General features: G+C 69.6%; 16 protein-coding genes. 7 read left to right on the forward strand and 9 right to left on the reverse strand.

Annotated features, from left to right (window positions below; translation table 11 throughout):
• The first annotated feature begins 57 nt into the window (after positions 1–57).
• The 5 genes from hydA to PVT71_RS26620 are packed head-to-tail and all read left to right on the forward strand — an operon-like array spanning position 58 to position 4,809.
• Positions 58–1,512 carry a dihydropyrimidinase gene (hydA, locus tag PVT71_RS26600; protein WP_353476486.1) on the forward strand — a complete coding sequence of 485 codons (1,455 nt, stop codon included), beginning with the start codon at positions 58–60 and terminating at the stop codon, positions 1,510–1,512.
• The gene (locus PVT71_RS26605) at positions 1,512–2,165 is read left to right on the forward strand and encodes an aspartate/glutamate racemase family protein (RefSeq protein WP_353476487.1); all 654 of its coding nucleotides are present in this window, start codon (positions 1,512–1,514) and stop codon (positions 2,163–2,165) included. The genes hydA and PVT71_RS26605 overlap by 1 nt, the downstream gene beginning before the upstream one ends.
• Complete coding sequence (locus PVT71_RS26610) at positions 2,162–3,103, forward strand: LysR family transcriptional regulator (protein ID WP_353476488.1); 942 nt, start codon at positions 2,162–2,164, stop codon at positions 3,101–3,103. Before PVT71_RS26605 ends, PVT71_RS26610 begins: the two co-directional genes overlap by 4 nt.
• 30 nt (positions 3,104–3,133) lie before the next feature.
• Entirely contained in the window at positions 3,134–4,060 is a 927-nt protein-coding gene (locus PVT71_RS26615) for a dihydrodipicolinate synthase family protein (RefSeq protein WP_353476489.1), read from the forward strand.
• Complete coding sequence (locus PVT71_RS26620) at positions 4,060–4,809, forward strand: SDR family oxidoreductase (protein WP_353476490.1); 750 nt, start codon at positions 4,060–4,062, stop codon at positions 4,807–4,809. Before PVT71_RS26615 ends, PVT71_RS26620 begins: the two co-directional genes overlap by 1 nt.
• Before the next feature lie 84 nt (positions 4,810–4,893).
• Here PVT71_RS26620 and PVT71_RS26625 read toward each other — a convergent pair whose 3' ends face one another.
• From PVT71_RS26625 to PVT71_RS26645, 5 genes are all read right to left on the reverse strand, one after another.
• Complete coding sequence (locus tag PVT71_RS26625; protein WP_353476491.1) at positions 4,894–5,697, reverse strand: ABC transporter ATP-binding protein; 804 nt, start codon at positions 5,695–5,697, stop codon at positions 4,894–4,896.
• Positions 5,694–6,551 carry an ABC transporter ATP-binding protein gene (locus PVT71_RS26630; protein WP_353476492.1) on the reverse strand — a complete coding sequence of 286 codons (858 nt, stop codon included), beginning with the start codon at positions 6,549–6,551 and terminating at the stop codon, positions 5,694–5,696. Before PVT71_RS26630 ends, PVT71_RS26625 begins: the two co-directional genes overlap by 4 nt.
• Positions 6,548–7,480: an ABC transporter permease gene (locus PVT71_RS26635; protein WP_353476493.1), complete on the reverse strand. Its 933-nt coding sequence runs from the start codon at positions 7,478–7,480 to the stop codon at positions 6,548–6,550. The genes PVT71_RS26630 and PVT71_RS26635 overlap by 4 nt, the downstream gene beginning before the upstream one ends.
• A complete protein-coding gene (locus PVT71_RS26640) occupies positions 7,477–8,481 on the reverse strand; it encodes an ABC transporter permease (protein ID WP_353476519.1) in 1,005 nt (334 codons plus the stop codon). The genes PVT71_RS26635 and PVT71_RS26640 overlap by 4 nt, the downstream gene beginning before the upstream one ends.
• A 67-nt stretch (positions 8,482–8,548) precedes the next feature.
• Entirely contained in the window at positions 8,549–10,165 is a 1,617-nt protein-coding gene (locus PVT71_RS26645) for an ABC transporter substrate-binding protein (RefSeq protein WP_353476494.1), read from the reverse strand.
• Between the two features lie 412 nt (positions 10,166–10,577).
• Between PVT71_RS26645 and PVT71_RS26650 the strand changes: the two genes are divergently transcribed.
• Positions 10,578–10,922, forward strand: a complete 345-nt coding sequence (locus PVT71_RS26650) for a RidA family protein (protein ID WP_353476495.1) — start codon at positions 10,578–10,580, stop codon at positions 10,920–10,922.
• A 47-nt stretch (positions 10,923–10,969) separates the two neighbouring features.
• Here the strand turns inward: PVT71_RS26650 and PVT71_RS26655 are convergent, their stop codons facing one another.
• The 4 genes from PVT71_RS26655 to PVT71_RS26670 all read right to left on the reverse strand — a co-directional run bounded on the left by PVT71_RS26655 (position 10,970) and on the right by PVT71_RS26670 (position 13,677).
• Positions 10,970–11,767 (reverse strand): ABC transporter permease, encoded by a 798-nt coding sequence (locus PVT71_RS26655; protein ID WP_353476496.1) that lies wholly within the window; start codon positions 11,765–11,767, stop codon positions 10,970–10,972.
• On the reverse strand, positions 11,764–12,492 hold the full coding sequence (locus PVT71_RS26660; protein WP_353476497.1) for an ABC transporter ATP-binding protein: 729 nt from the start codon (positions 12,490–12,492) through the stop codon (positions 11,764–11,766). Before PVT71_RS26660 ends, PVT71_RS26655 begins: the two co-directional genes overlap by 4 nt.
• Positions 12,493–12,505: 13 nt before the next feature.
• Entirely contained in the window at positions 12,506–13,294 is a 789-nt protein-coding gene (locus PVT71_RS26665; RefSeq protein WP_353476520.1) for an ABC transporter permease, read from the reverse strand.
• 179 nt (positions 13,295–13,473) lie between these two features.
• Positions 13,474–13,677, reverse strand: coding sequence for a hypothetical protein (locus PVT71_RS26670; protein ID WP_353476498.1), 204 nt, complete (start codon positions 13,675–13,677; stop codon positions 13,474–13,476).
• A gap of 151 nt (positions 13,678–13,828) precedes the next feature.
• Here PVT71_RS26670 and PVT71_RS26675 point away from each other — a divergent pair, with 151 nt between their 5' ends.
• Positions 13,829–15,436, forward strand: coding sequence for an ATP-binding protein (locus tag PVT71_RS26675; protein WP_353476499.1), 1,608 nt, complete (start codon positions 13,829–13,831; stop codon positions 15,434–15,436).
• Positions 15,437–15,442 lie beyond the last annotated feature (6 nt).

The raw sequence follows: 15,442 nt of genomic DNA on the forward strand, positions 1-15,442 counted from the left end.
TGTCCCCGCGGGGACAGACGGAACGACCGCCCGGGGCGGCACGGAAGGAGAGACGGGATGCAATTCGACACGGTGATCCACGGCGGCATGATCGCGACCGCCGACTACACGGCGAAGGGCGACATCGGCATCAGGGACGGGCGCATCATCGCCGTGGCCGAACGCATCGAGGGTGGAGACCGCCGCATCGACGCGGGCGGGCGCATCGTCCTGCCCGGCGGCATCGAGGCCCATGCCCATATCGCGCAGGAAAGCTCCTCGGGCGTGATGACCGCCGACGATTACCTCTCGGGCTCGATCTCGGCGGCCTTCGGCGGCAACTCGTCCTTCATCCCCTTCGCTGCCCAGCACCGCGGCCAGTCGGTCGACGAGGTGATCGCCACCTATGACGCCCGCGCCGCGCGCTCGGTCATCGATTACTCCTACCACCTCATCATCTCGGACCCGAAGCCCGAGGTGCTCGAGGACCAGCTGCCCCGCGCCTTCGCCCGCGGCATCACCTCGTTCAAGGTCTTCATGACCTACGACCTGATGAACCTCGGCGACGGCGGCATGCTCGACATCCTGACGGTGGCGCGCGAGCACGGCGCGATCACCATGGTCCATGCCGAGAACAACGACATGGTCAAATGGATGAACCGCAGGCTGGCGGCCAAGGGGCTGACCGCGCCCAAGTACCACGCCATCTCGCGCCCCGAGCTGGCCGAGGAAGAGGCGATCAACCGGGCCATCCAGCTCGCCAAGCTGGTCGACGCGCCGCTCTTCATCGTCCACGTCTCGACCGAGGGCGGGGCCAAGATCGTCCGACGGGAAAAGTTCAACGGCGCCAAGCTCTTCGCCGAAACCTGCCCGCAGTACCTCGCGCTCACCCGGGCCGATCTCGACCGGCCGGGCATGGAGGGGGCGAAGTACATCTGCTCGCCGCCGCTGCGCGACGGGCGCACGCAGGACGCGCTCTGGCACCACATCGCGCAGGGCACCTTCGAGAGCGTCTCCTCGGACCACGCCCCCTACCGTTTCGACGAGACCGGCAAGTTCCTGAACGGGAACGACATTCCCTATCCCAAGATCGCCAACGGCATGCCCGGCATCGCCGCGCGCCTGCCCTATCTCTTCTCCGAGGGGGTGGTGAAGGGCCGGATCACGCTCGAGCAGTTCGTGGCGCTCTCGTCCACCAATGCCGCCAAGACCTTCGGCTGCGACACCAAGGGCCGGATCGCGCCCGGCATGGATGCCGACATCGCCATCTGGAACCCCGAGGCACGGGTCACGGTGACCGCCGCGGACCAGCACGACAGCATGGACTACACCCCCTTCGAGGGCATGGAGATCACCGGCAAGCCCGAGGTCGTGATGAACCGCGGCGCGGTCATCGTCGAGCATGGGGAACTCAAGGCCAAGGAAGGTCAGGGCCGCTTCGTCGCCCGCCAGCCCGTCGACCTGCGCGGCAAGCCCGGCTGGACCGCCAAGGAGCTCGACCCGGCGCAGAACTTCGGCGCGGAGCTGCGCTGATGGGCCCGATCCTGATCATCAACCCCAACTCCGCCTCCAGCGTCACGCAGGGCATCCGCGAGGCCATCGCCCATCTCGCCCCCGCCAACGGCCCCGCCTTCGAGGTCACCGACCTGCCCGCCTCGCCGGCCACGATCATGACCGCCGAGGACGTCGCCCGCGCCGGGCTCGGTTTCGCCGAGGCCGCGCAGGCCCGGCCCGATGCCGCCGCCTATGTCTCGGCCTGCTTCTCCGACCCCGGCGTCGAGCTCACCCGGACGCTGGTGAAGCAGCCGGTGATCGGCGTGCAGGAGGCGGGGATCCTCACCGCAATGGCCCGCGCCGATCTCTTCGGCATCATTGCGCTCGCCCCCGGCTCGGTCGCCCGCCACCGCGTCAGGATCCGCGCCATGGGGGCCGAGAGCCGCCTCGCCGCCGAGCTGGCCCTGCCCGGCGTCTCGGCCGAGGCTTCGGGGCGCGACCCGGAGGTCTACCGAATGTGCGTCACCCTCGGCCGCGAGCTGGCCGCCAAGGGCGCGGGCGCGGTGGTGCTGGGCTGCGCCGGCATGGCGCCGATCCGGGCGAAGCTCGAGCGCGACATCGGCATCGCGGTGATCGACCCGGTGCAGGCCGCCGCCGCCATGGCGCTGGGGCTGGTCGGGGCGCCGCGATGATCCCCGAGCCGGGCCTTCCCGACGTCTCGCTGCGGCTCTTGGAGATCTTCGCCGCGATGATGCGCTGCGCCACCACGGTCGAGGCCGCCGAACAGCTGCGCATCTCGCAGCCCGCGGTCTCGGCCGGGCTCCGCCAGCTCGAGACGCAGCTCGGCCTCACGCTCTTCGAACGCACCGGGCGGCGGCTGCAACCGACCGCCGAGGCGAAATCGCTCTACGAGGAAATCCGCCCGGTGTTCAGCCTGATGCGCGGCTTCTCGCAGCGCGCGCGGGACATGAAGCTCGGCATGGCCGGGCGGCTCAAGGTCATCGCCACCCCGCCGCTCGGCTATTCCGTCGCCCCCGTCGCGCTGCGCCGCTTCCTCGAGAGCCGTCCCGACGTGTCGGTCGCCTTCGACGTGCGACGTCTCGAGCAGGTCAAGGACGCGGTGCAGAGCGGGCAGGCCGACATCGGCCTTGCCATCGACCACGACCGGCAGACCGCGGTGAACAGCGACGTGCTGCAACGCGCGCACATGGTTGCGCTCGTGCCGAAGACGAGCCCGCTGGCCGAACGCCCGCACCTGACAGCGCTCGACCTCCAGAACGAGCCGCTGGTCGGGCTCGAGATGGCCTCGAACCTCGGGCAGCTGGTGCGCAAGGCCTACGCTCAGGTCGGCGCGATCTACGCCCCGCGCATCGAGGTGCGATACTGCGCCACCGCCACGGTGCTCGCCGCGCAGAACCTCGGGGTGACCGTGGTCGATCCCTATTCCGCCACCACCCACGCCACCGACGCGCTGGTCTGCAAGCCCTTCCTGCCCGCCTGCGAGGTGAAGGCGGTGATGTATACCCGGCGCGGCGTGCCCTACTCGGGGCTGCTGCACAGCTTCATGTCGGACCTGCGCGCCGCCTTCGCCGACAGCGACCTGCTGATCGCCGAGCCGCCGCGGGGCTGACCCCGCCGCCATGATCCAAGGACACCTCCAATGACCCTGCTCACTTCCGACGCCCGCGGCGTCTACGTCATCTCCGTCACGCCCTTCACCGGGACCGGCGCGATCGACTGGGACAGCCTCGACCGGGTGACCGATTTCTACTTCGAGAAGGGGGCTGACGGGCTCACCATCCTCGGCATGATGGGCGAGGCGCCGAAGCTGACGCAGGCCGAGAGCCGCGCCGTCGCCGAGCGGGTGATCAAGCGCGCCGCCGGCAAGCCCGTGGTGGTCGGCGTCTCGGCCCCCGGCCTCGCCGCCATCGGCGAGCTTGGCCGCGCCGTGATGGACATGGGCGCGGCGGGCTGCATGGTCACGACGCCCGGCTCGCTGAAGACCGACCCGCAGATCCACGCCTATTTCGGCCAGGTCGCCCGCACGCTCGGGGACGACGTGCCGATCGTGCTGCAGGATTTCCCGCTGGCCACCGGCGTGCAGATTTCGGACGAGGTGCTGGGCCGGATCATCGACGACGTGCCGCAGGTCGTCATGCTCAAGCACGAGGACTGGCCGGGCCTCGCCAAGATCACGAAACTCCGCCAGGCCGAGGCCGAGGGCCGCCGCCGCATCTCGATCCTCTGCGGCAACGGCGGGGTGTTCCTGCCCGAGGAAATGGCCCGCGGCGCCGACGGCGCGATGACCGGCTTCGGCTTTCCCGAGATGCTGGCGGAGGTTGTGCGCCTCGCCGGCGCGGGCGATATGGACCGGGCGCAGGACATCTTCGACGCCTACCTGCCGCTCGTGCGCTACGAGCAGCAGCCGGGCGCGGGGCTGGCGGTGCGCAAATACGTGCTGGCGAAACGCGGCGCCATCGGCTCGGCGGCGCTGCGCGCGCCGGGCGCGGGGCTCGCGCCCGCGGCCATCGCCGAGGTCGAGCGCCTGCTCGCCCGGCAGGAGAAACGGTTGAAGGAGCTGAACTGATGGATCTGGGACTGAAGGGCAAGACGGCGCTGGTGCTCGGCGCGAGCCGCGGGCTCGGTGCCGCGAGCGCGGCGCTGCTGGCCGCCGAGGGCGCACATGTGATCGCCGCCTCGCGCAGCGGCGCGGCCCCGGCGGAGGGCATGGAGGGTCTGGCGCTCGATCTTTCCGACGCGGGCGCGGTCGCGGCGCTGATCGCGCGGCTCGCCGAGCAGCCGGTCGACATCCTGGTCAACAACTGCGGCGGCCCCGCCGCGGGCCCCGCCAAGGGCCAGAGCACGGCGGCTTGGGCCGCGGCCTTCGAGGCCATGGCCACGCCGATCTTCGCGATCACCGACGCGGCGCTGCCCGGCATGATCGCGCAGGGCTGGGGCCGGGTGGTCACCATCGGCTCGTCGGGCATCGTGCAGCCGATCCCGAACCTCGCGCTCTCGAACGGCGTGCGCGGCGCGGTGGCGGGCTGGTCGAAGACCCTCGCCGAGGAGGTCGCGCCGCATGGGGTGACGGTGAACATGGTGCTGCCGGGCCGGATTGCGACCGACCGGCTGGCGCAGCTCGACGGGATCAAGGCCGACAAGTCCGGCGCCTCGCTCGAGGCGGTGCAGGAGGCCAGCCGCAAGACCATCCCCGCGGGCCGCTACGGCACCCCCGAGGAGTTCGGCGCGGTGGTCACCTTCCTCTGCTCGGCCCAGGCCGCCTACGTCACCGGCTCGATGATCCGCGTCGACGGCGGGATGATCCGGGGGCTGTGACGGCAGCAACCAACCGTCCCCGAAAGCAGAACACCCGGGCAGTCTCCTGCCCGGGTGTTTCCATGTCCTGGGGGTGCCCCTGCCCTAGCTGGCCGAGAGCTTGGCCTCGGCGGCCATGCCCGCGTGGCCCGAGGAGCGCAGGGCGCTGTCGAGCAGGTGGCGGGTGTAGGGGTGCTGCGCCTCGAGCCTGCGCATCGCGTCCACCTCCAGCGTCTCGACGATCTCGCCCTTCTGCATGACCGCGACGCGGTCGCACATGTGGCCGATGACGCCGAGGTCGTGGCTGACCATCAGGTAGGTGAGGCCGAATTCGGCGCGCAGGTCCGACAGCAGGTTGAGGATCTCGGCCTGCACCGACACGTCGAGCGCCGAGGTCGGCTCGTCGAGCATCAGCACCTTGGGCTCGGGCGCCAGCGCCCGGGCGATGGCGACGCGCTGGCGCTGGCCGCCCGACAGCTGGTGCGGGTAGCGGAAGCGGAAGCCGCCGCCGAGACCCACCTGTTCCAGCAGCCGGTCGATGCGCGCGTCCACGCCATCCCTGATGCCGTGCAGGGCCAGCGTCTCGCTCAGCACCCGGTCGACGGTCTGGCGCGGATGCAGCGAGGCGTAGGGGTCCTGGAAGACCATCTGCACCCGGCGGTAGAACTCCTTCGACCGGCCGAGCCGGGACAGTTTCTCGCCGCCGACGCTCATCGCGCCGTGCCAGTCCGGCACCAGCCCGACCAGCGCGCGCAGCACCGTGGACTTGCCCGAGCCGGACTCGCCGACCAGCCCGTAGCTTTCGCCCTGCGCGACGCTGAGGTCGATCCCGTGCACCACGCGGGTGCGCTCGTGACCGTCGCCGAAGAAGACCTCGAGCCCCTCGATCTGGATTTCCGGCTGGCTCATAGCATCGCACTCACGGACGGGGCCTCGCGCCAGGCGGGATCGCGCGTCAGCGCCTCCAGCCGCGGCCGCGGGCGTTCGAGATCGGGGACCGAGTTTAGCAGGCCCAGCGTGTAGGGGTGTTTCGCCTCGTGCAGCTTGCCTGCCTCGCAGACCTCGACGATCCGCCCGGCATACATCACCGCCACCCGGTCGCAGAAGCCCGCGACGAGGTTGAGGTCATGGCTGATGAAGATCAGGCCCATGCCGCGCTCGCGCACCAACTTGTCCATGATCTCGAGCACCTGCAGCTGCACCGACACGTCGAGCGCCGAGGTGGGCTCGTCGGCGATCAGGATCTCGGGGTTCGGGATCAGCATCATCGCGATCATGATGCGCTGGCCCATGCCGCCCGACACCTCGTGCGGGTAGAGCTTCATCACCCGCTCGGGCTCGCGGATCGCCACGGCGTCGAGCATCTCGAGCGCGCGGGTGCGGGCCTGCGCCTTGCCCACCTTCTCGTGGGTGCGCAGCGCCTCGATGATCTGGTCACCCACGGTCATCACCGGGTTCAGCGAGTACTTGGGGTCCTGCATGATCATCGAGATGTGCTTGCCCCGGATCGCCCGCATCCGCTTGGGCGAGGCGGTGAGCAGGCTCTCGCCCTGCATCTCCATGCGATCCGCCGTCACCTGCCCCGGCTTGCGGATGAGGCCGAGGATGGCCCGGCCGGTCATCGACTTGCCCGAGCCGGACTCGCCGACGATCCCCAGACGCTCGCGGCCGAGCGAGAGCGAGATGCCCCGCACCGCCTCGAAGGTCCCCGAGCGCGTCGGGAAGCGCACCGAGAGGTTCTCGATATCCAGAAGATTGCTCATTTGCCGCCCTCCTTCGGATCGAGCACGTCGCGCAGCCCGTCACCGATCAGGTTGAAGGCGAGCGAGATGGCAAAGATCGCGAGACCGGGGATCGTGGCCACCCACCAGTAGTCGAGGATGTACTTGCGCCCCTCCGAGATCATCGCACCCCATTCCGGGCTCGGCGGCTGCGCCCCGAGGCCGAGGAAGCCGAGGCCCGCGGCGGTGAGGATGATCCCCGCCATGTCGAGCGTCACCCGGATGACCAGCGACGAGATGCAGAGCGGCCAGATGTGCCGCGTGATGATCCGCACCGGCCCCGCGCCCTGCAGGCGGATGGCGTGGATGAAGTCCGAGTTGCGGATGGTCAGCGTCTCGGCCCGGGCGATCCGCGCATAGGGCGGCCAGGCGGTCAGCGAGATCGCCAGCACGGCGTTCTCGATCCCCGCCCCCAGCGCCGCCACGAAGGCGAGCGCGAGGATGAGCCGCGGGAAGGCGAGGAAGATGTCGGTGACGCGCATCAGCAGCGTGTCGACGATGCCGCCGAAATAGCCCGCGGTGGTGCCGATGATCAGCCCCAGCAGCGGCGCCACCAGCGCCACCAGCAGCACGATGTAGATCGAGATCCGCGCCCCGAAGAGCAGCCGCGAGTAGATGTCGCGGCCCAGGCTGTCGGTGCCGAAGAGATGCCCCTCCCATCCCGGCGGCTTGAGCCGCGCGCCGAGATCCTGCGCGAAGGGGTTGTCGGTGGCCAGTATCGGCGCGAAGAGCGCCGCCAGCACCAGCAGCACCAGCACGATGAGGCCGAGCGAGGTCAGCTTGTTGGAGGTCAGTTTCAGCCAGCCCTGGTACCAGGCGGCGGCGCGCGCCTGCCCGCGGGACTGCGGCGTGTCGGTCAGCAGCCAGGCCTTGAGGCCCGGCTTCGCGTCGGTCTTTGCGTTCGGGGTCATGACTTGGCCCTCGGGTCGAAGAAGCGGTAGAGCAGGTCCGACAGGATGTTGAGGCACACGAAGATCGTGCCGATCACCACCGTGCCGCCCAGCACCGAGGCCATGTCGTTCGACAGCAGCGAGGTGGTGATGTAGCTGCCGATGCCCGGCCAGGCGAAGATGATCTCGGTCAGCACCGAGCCTTCGAGCAGGTTGGCATAGGCCAGCGCGATCACCGTGATGAGCTGGATGGCGATGTTGCGGAAGGCGTGGCGCCAGACCACGTTCCACTCGCTGAGGCCCTTCACCCGCGCGGTGATGACATATTCCGAGTTCAGCTGTTCGAGCATGAAGCTGCGGGTCATCCGGCTGATGTAGGCAAGGCTGAAGTAGCCCAGCAGGCAGGCCGGAAGGATGATGTGCGAGAGCGCGTCCTTGAACACGTCCCAGTCGCCCGCGATGATCGCGTCGAGCAGCAAGAGCCCGGTGCGCGTCGGCACCAGCCCCTCGTAGAAGACGCCGAGCCGCCCGGGTCCGGCCACCCATCCGAGGATGCCGTAGAAGATCAGCAGCCCCATCATGCCGAGCCAGAAGATCGGCATGGAGTAGCCCACGAGCCCGATCAGCCGCGAGATCTGGTCGATCCAGCTGCCGCGGTAAACCGCGGCCAGCACGCCGAGCGGAACGCCGAGGACGACGCCGAGGAGCGTGCCCAGCGTGGCGAGTTCCAGCGTGGCGGGGAAGACGCGCGCAATGTCCTCGGCCACCGGCTTGCCGGTGCGGATCGAGGTGCCGAAATCGCCCTGCAGCACGTCTCCGACATAGATGCCGAACTGCACGATCAGCGGCTTGTCAAGACCCAGCTCCAGGAAGACCTGGTCGTATTGCGCCTGGGTGGCGCGCTCGCCGATGACCGCGAGCACGGGGTCGATCGGCATCACGCGGCCGATCATGAAGGTGACGAAGAGCAGCCCCAGCAGGGTGATCGCCACGGTGAAGGCAAGGCTGACGGTCTTCTTCAGCCAGTTCGGCGGGAAGGAGGGCGCTACGCGCCCTCCCCCGGTGTTTGTCGTCTGCTGCGTCACGGGCTTACTTCGTCACGGCCCAGTAGGAGACCGCGGTGGTCGCGCCGCCGGCCACGAAGTGCTCGACGCCGTCCTTCATCGCGTTCTGCTCGATCTGCTGGAACATGATGGCGAAGGGCGCAGTTGCCATGAACTCGCGCTGCAGGTCCTCGTACATCTTGGCGCGCTTGTCGCTGTCCTGCTCGACCACCGCGGCGAGGGTCTCCTTGCTCATTTCCGGCAGCGCCCAGGCGTTGCGCCAGGCCAAGAGGCCGGTCGCGCCGGCTTCGTCGCTGTTGTCGGGGTTGTAGGCGAAGGTGCCCGCGTTGGTGTTGGGGTCGGGATAGTCCGGGCCCCAGGCCTCGAGCGCGACCTGGTGCTGGCGCGCGCGGTAGGTGTCGAGCGTCTGCGCGCCGGTGCCGACGACCAGCTCGGCCTTGATGCCGATCTGGCCCCAGGTGTTCTGCAGCGACTGGCCGATGTCGATCCGGTCCTGCGCCTCGCGCACGCCGATGGTCACGTCGAACCCGTCCGGGTAGCCGGCCTCGGTCAGCAGCGCCTTGGCCTTCTCGAGGTCGAGCGAATAGGGGGCGTCGTCGATCGCGCCCATGAAGGTCTTGGGCAGGAAGGCCTGCTGGGTCACGTACTGGCCCTTCAGGAAGCTGTCTTCCATGCCCTTGTAATCGGTGGCGTATTTCATCGCCTCGATCACCTTCGGGTTCGACAGGATCTCGCTCTTCTGGTTGGCCGACCAGTACATCAGGCGGCCGCGCAGCTCGTCGACGACCTTGACGCCGGCAACGCCGTCGAGACCGGCCACGTCCTCGGGCGAGAGGTTGCGGGCGATGTCCACGTCACCGCGTTCCAGCTGCAGGCGCTGGGTGGCGCTTTCCTGGATGTGCTGGACGATCACGCGCTTCATCGCCGGCGCCTCGCCGGTGAACTCGGGGTTCAGGTCGAGCGTGTAGCTCTCGTTCGGCTTCCACGAGGCAAGCTTGTAGGGGCCCGAGCCGACGGTGTTGTCGCGCAGCCAGGCGTTGCCCATGTCGCCGTCGACCTCGTGCTCCATGACCGCCTTCATGTCGACGATGCCGCCGATGGTCGCGGTCAGGCAGTTCAGCACGAAGGACACGGCGTAGGCCTTGTCGAGCTTCAGCACCAGCGTCTTGTCGTCGGGGGCGACGATGGTCTCTTCGACGTTCTCGGGGGTGAAGCCGAACTGGGTCAGGATGAAGGACGGGGTCTTGTTCAGCAGCACCGCGCGGCGCAGCGAGAACTCGGCGTCCTTCGCCGTCACCGGGTTGCCGGTCGAGAAGACGTGGCCGTCGGCCATCTTGAAGGTGATCTGGGTGCCGTCTTCGGACACTTCCCAGCTCTCGGCCAGCTTGGGCTGGTAGCCGGCGTCGAGGTCCAGCGGGTCGAAGTCGACCAGCGGCTCGTAGACGTTGCGGCTGATGTCGGCGCCGGTGAACTCGAAGCTCTCGGCCGGGTCCATCGTCTTGACGTCGTCGATGCGCTGCGCGATCACCAGCATGTTCGGCGGCGTGTCAGCCATGGCGGTCATTGCAGTGCTGGACAGCAGCGCCGCGGTCAGCATCGCTGCGCCGATGCGCATGGTCCGCGACGGGGTGTGTCGGGTCATGGTCGTCTCCCTGTGGTTTCTTTGTCTCCCGGCGCACAGTCCGGCGCCGCTTCCGCCAATCTCGACATCCCGGGGATGGAGCAAACAGGCTTCGCGACGTCAGGTGTGCGTCAGCGCGAGGTTCGGCCAGAATTTGAGCCTTGTCGATGATTTTTTGATCAAATAGGAAAAGTCGGAAGTGGTGTCGTCGCGTCATTTTTCCCCGCGCGGCCGCGCTTTCGCCGCTTCCCCGGGCAGGCTGGACCGCCACGCCGCGCCGCGGGCTGCGCGCGACGTCTTGCTGCCGTCCCGGCAGCCGGTCTATCTGGGCGCCGTGGCGCGGTGCGGCTCCGCCCGCCGCGCACGGATCTTGGCTTGCGGCAGCATATCCCGGGGCAGCCCCGGACCTCGCCGCCCTGTGAAAGGACGTTTCATGACCATCACCCGCATCGAACCCGGCGCCCGCATGAGCCAGGCCGTCGTGCACAACGGCATCGTCTACCTCGCCGGCCAGGTCGGCCATGGCGCCGATGTCACCGAGCAGAGCCGTGACGCGCTGACCGAGGTCGACCGGCTGCTGGCCGCCGCCGGCACCGACAAGTCGCGCATCCTGACCACCACCATCTGGCTCGCCGACATGGCGCTCTTCCCGGCGATGAACGCCGTCTGGGACGCCTGGGTCGATCCGGCCAACCCGCCGGCCCGCGCCACCGGCGAGGCAAAGCTCGCCACCCCCGACTACCTGGTGGAATTCATCGTCGTCGCCGCGCTCGCCTGAGGCGCGCGCCGCTGACACCGGCCCGTGCGCCTCCTGGCGCGCGGGCCTCAGCCGCCCTTGCGGCGGCGGGTCATGCCATGCGCCGGGTCGTAGCCCAGCAGCGCCAGCCCAAAGAAGACCGCGAAGGCCAGCACCACCCAGAGCAGCGACCAGCCGTTCAGGCTCTGGTAGAGCGCGAAGCGGATCAGCTCGACCGCGTGGGTGAAGGGGTTCACCGCGCAGATGTCGTGCAGGACGCTCGAGCTCTCGGCCATCTTCCAGAGCGGGTAGAGCGCGGTCGACAGGAAGAACATCGGGAAGATCACGAAGTTCATCACCCCGGCGAAGTTCTCGAGCTGGCGGATGGTCGACGAGATCAGCAGCCCCAGCGCCCCCAGCATCAGCCCCGACAGGATCAGCGCCGGCAGCACGCAGACATAGCCCCAGCCCGGCAGCACGATGCCGAAGCCCGCCGCCACGGCGAGGAAGACGTAGACCTGCAGAACCGAGACCGCGACCCCCGCCAGCAGCTTCGACAGCAGCAGCCACCAGCGCGGCAGCGGCGAGGTCAGCAAGAGCCGCATCGAGCCCATCTCCTGGTCGTAGACCAGGCTGAGCGAGCTCTGCATGCCGTTGAAGAGCTGGATCATCCCGCAGAGGCCGGGGATGATGTAGACCTCGTAAGTGATGTAGGTCTCGTAGGGCGGGACGATCGAGAGACCGAGCGCGGCGCGGAAGCCGGCGGCGAAGACCACCAGCCAGACCAGCGGCCGCACCAGCGCGGCAAGGAAGCGCGAGCGCTGGTGCACGAAGCGCATCGCCTCGCGCCGGACGATCGCCAGCATGGCGACGAGCCAGCCGTTCATGCGCCCCCCTCCCCTGCCCGGGTGCCGGTCATCTCGATGAAGACCTCGGCCAGCGGCCTCTCGCCGCGCAGCTCGGCCGCAGGGCAATGCGCCAGCACCTTGCCCCGGTGCAGCACCACCACGTCGTCGCCGTCGCCGATCTCATCCACGAGGTGGGTGGCCCAGAGCACGGTCAGCCCGGCCTTCGCCAATTCATGCACATGCGCGGTGATCGCCTGCCGACTCTCGAAATCGAGCCCCACGGTCGGCTCGTCCAGCAGCAGCACCTCGGGCTCGTGGATCAGCGCGCGGGCGATCTCCATGCGCCGCCGGTGGCCGCCGTTGAGGTTGCGCGCCTTCTCGCCCGCCCGCTCCGCCATGCCGAGCTGCGCCAGCGCCGCCTCCGCGCGCCGCACCGCCTCGCCGCCCGAGATGCCGTGCAGCGCCGCGAAGTAGCGCATGTTGCGCATCACGCTCATGTCGAGGTCGAGCGTCGGCTGCTGGAACACGACGCCGATCTTCGACAGCGCCGCGCGCGGCTCCTTCGCAAGGTCGTGCCCGGCGACGGTGATCCGCCCCTCGCGGGTGACGAAGAGCCGGGTGAGCAGGGCAAAGAGCGTCGACTTGCCGGCCCCGTTGGGGCCGAGCAGCGCGGTGAAGCCGGGGCGCAGCGCAAAGCTCACCCCGTCGAGCGCGCGCTTGGGGCCGTAGCTGTAGCGCAGGTCGGAGACGTCGAGGGCGGTCATTCAGGTCCTTCCGTCACCCCCGCCAGCGGCGCGCGCGCCGCTCCCAGGGTTGCAGCACCAGCCATTCCACCGCCAGCATCACCGCGATGAAGGAAAAGGCGTAGACCAGCACCATCGCGACGTCGAAGAGCTGGAAATAGAGGTGGATCTGGAAGCCCACCCCGTCCGAGCGGCCAAGGAACTCGACCACCAGCACGATTTTCCAGATCACCGCGATCCCGGCGCGCGCCGCGCCGGTGATGAAGGGGGCAAGCTGCGGCAGCACGACATGGCGCAACCGCCGCAGCGCCGGCATCCGGTAGACCCGCGCCATGGCGTCGAGCCCCGGGTCGAGCGCCCGCGCGCCCTCGCGGATCACCGTGGCGACGTTGGGGATCTTGTTGAGCGTGACCGCGACGATGGCCGCGGTCTCGTTGAGGCCGATCCAGAGGTAGCACAGCACGATCAGCACCAGCGCCGGCAGGTTGAGGAAGATCACCAGCCAGGGATCGAGCCAGCGGTCGAGCCTCGGGTAGCGGCCCATCGCCATGCCGAGCGCGATGCCGAGCCCCATGGCCAGCACGAAGGCCCAGCCGACGCGGGCCAGCGTGCGGCCGAGGTGATACGGCAACTCGCCCGAGCGCAGCGCCTCGGCAAAGGGCTGAACCAGCGCCCAGGGCTGCGGCAGGATCTGCGCGTCGCCGGTCAGGAAGGCGGCCAGCACCCACAGCAGCAGCAGACCGGAAATCGAGATCGCGGTGACCCCGAACCGTCCCGGCCCGTGCCGCGCGTCGCCGCGCGCGCTGCCTGTCTGTCCGCCCATGCTCCTGCCGACGAAGCGGACCGCGGTCTCGTTGCCCTGCACGAAAGTCTCCCTCTCCAGCCGGAGAGGGTGCAGCCTGAGTCGGCCCGCGTCAATTGCTCCTTAGGGAGCGGTTCGTGCTGATGAATCCGGGTGGTAAAAATCACAAACGAATGGGTCGTCCGCGGCCGGCGGCAGGATCATGCCTCCTGCTCGCCACTGCCGACCGGGCGGCAGCTCCAGCGCGCCACCGTGTAGGCCGGGTGTTCCTCGACCCAGCGGGCGAGTTCGGGCTGGGCCCCCATCATGCAGGCCATGGGGGTGACGTCGGTATAAAGCAGGCTGCGCGGTTGGCACTGGTCCGGCGCAGTCGACAAGCACGCCATAAAGAAAAGCTCAATCATGGTTGCCTCGTGGGTTTGAACGTGATGCCCTTGCAGTATCCTCCCGAGTCCTGACTGCAGGGTGCCAAGTTTTGTTTCAGTTACGCCGCAGCGCAGCATTGCCCGGAGATGATGCCCGTCTCGCGGGCATTTGCGCACGTTTTAGGCGAAAATGAAAGCCGGGCGTCGATTCCCTGCGCAGACGGGCCTCTCGCTCAAGGCCCGGCTTGGACTTGGCGCGGGCTGTCTCGGGCTGGTGACGCTGCTCACCGCGGCGATCATCGTGGCCGGGATGGCCAGGGTGTCGGACCGTCTCGATTCGGCGCTTGCCGCCGAGGCGCGGCTCGAGGATTACGCCGCGCTCTCGACGCAGGTCTCCACCTACATCGTCGTCGCCGCCGAGCTGATCCAGAGCCGCCAGCCGCCTGCGACCCGCGCGACCCGCACCGAGGGCATCGCCGCGACCCTCTCCCAGACCTTCGCCCGGCTGCGCGCCGGGCTCGACATCGAGGTCGCCAGCGCGCAGGGGCTCGACGCGCAGAGCCGCCGCGCCACGCTCTCGCTGGCCATCGCGCGGATCGAGGCGCTGTTCGGCTCGGCGCAGGCCGGGCTGCTGTCGGACACCACCGATCCCGGCGCGCTGCGCGCCTATCTCGACACCTTCGCCTCGGGGGTGGAGCCGCTGCTCGCCGAGGCGGTGAACGAGGAGCGCCGCCTGCGCCGCGAGATCCTCACCGGCATCGACAACCTGCGGCACCGGCTGGTGCAGGCGGCGCTGACCATGGGCCTCGTCGCGCTGCTGCTCGCCGCCGGCTTCTACTTCGGCCTCGTGCGCCCGCAGTTCCACCGGCTCGACACGCTGCGCGGCGCGGCCCGGCGCATCGGGCAGGAGGATTTCGCCATCACCCTGCCCGGCACCCGGCAGGACGAGATCGGCGCGCTCTACACCGAGACCAGCCGCATGGCGCAGGCGCTCGCCGCCCGCGCCGAGGCGGTGGCCGAGGACCGCGCCCGGCTCGGCGAGATCATCGCCGAGCGCACCGAGGCGCTGCGCGCCGCCAATGCCCGCCTCGAACGCACCGACGAGGACCGCCGCCGCTTCTTCGCCGACATCAGCCACGAGCTGCGCACGCCGCTCACGGTGATCCTGATGGAGGCGCAACTCGGCCGGCAGGGCGCGCCGCACCCCGAGGCCGCCTTTGCCACGATCGAGGCCCGCGCCACCCGGCTCAGCCGCCGCATCGACGACCTGCTGCGCATCGCCCGGTCCGAGACCGGCCAACTCGCGCTCGATCCCGTCCGCCTCGACCTCGCGGCGCTGGCGTCGGAGGCGGTGGAGGAGACCGCCGCCGAGATCTCGAACGCCGGGATGACGCTCGACGGCCCGCACACGCCCGACGCCCCGCTGACCGTGCTCGCCGACCGCAATTGGCTGCGGCAGGTGCTGACCGGGCTCATCCGCAACGCCATCCGCCACGCCCGCGGCGGCGGCGCGCTGCGGCTCGAGCTGCGCGGGACCGCGGAGGATGCCGAGATCGCCCTCACCGACAACGGCCCCGGCATCCCCGGCCCGGCGCAGCAGCGCATCTTCGACCGGTTCGCGCAGGGTGGCGGCAGCGCCAACGCCCAGGGCTTCGGCCTCGGCCTGCCGCTGGCCCGCTGGGTGATCGAGCAGCAGGGCGGCAGCATCGCGGTCGAGAGCCCCCTGCCCCGCTCCGCCGCGCTCGGCGCCGCACCCGGGACAAAGATCGCGGTTCGCCTGCCGCACGCCCCGGGCTAGCCTGCC

Origin of the sequence: Salipiger sp. H15 (genome assembly GCF_040409955.1) — a bacterium.
Taxonomy (GTDB): Bacteria; Pseudomonadota; Alphaproteobacteria; order Rhodobacterales; family Rhodobacteraceae; genus Salipiger.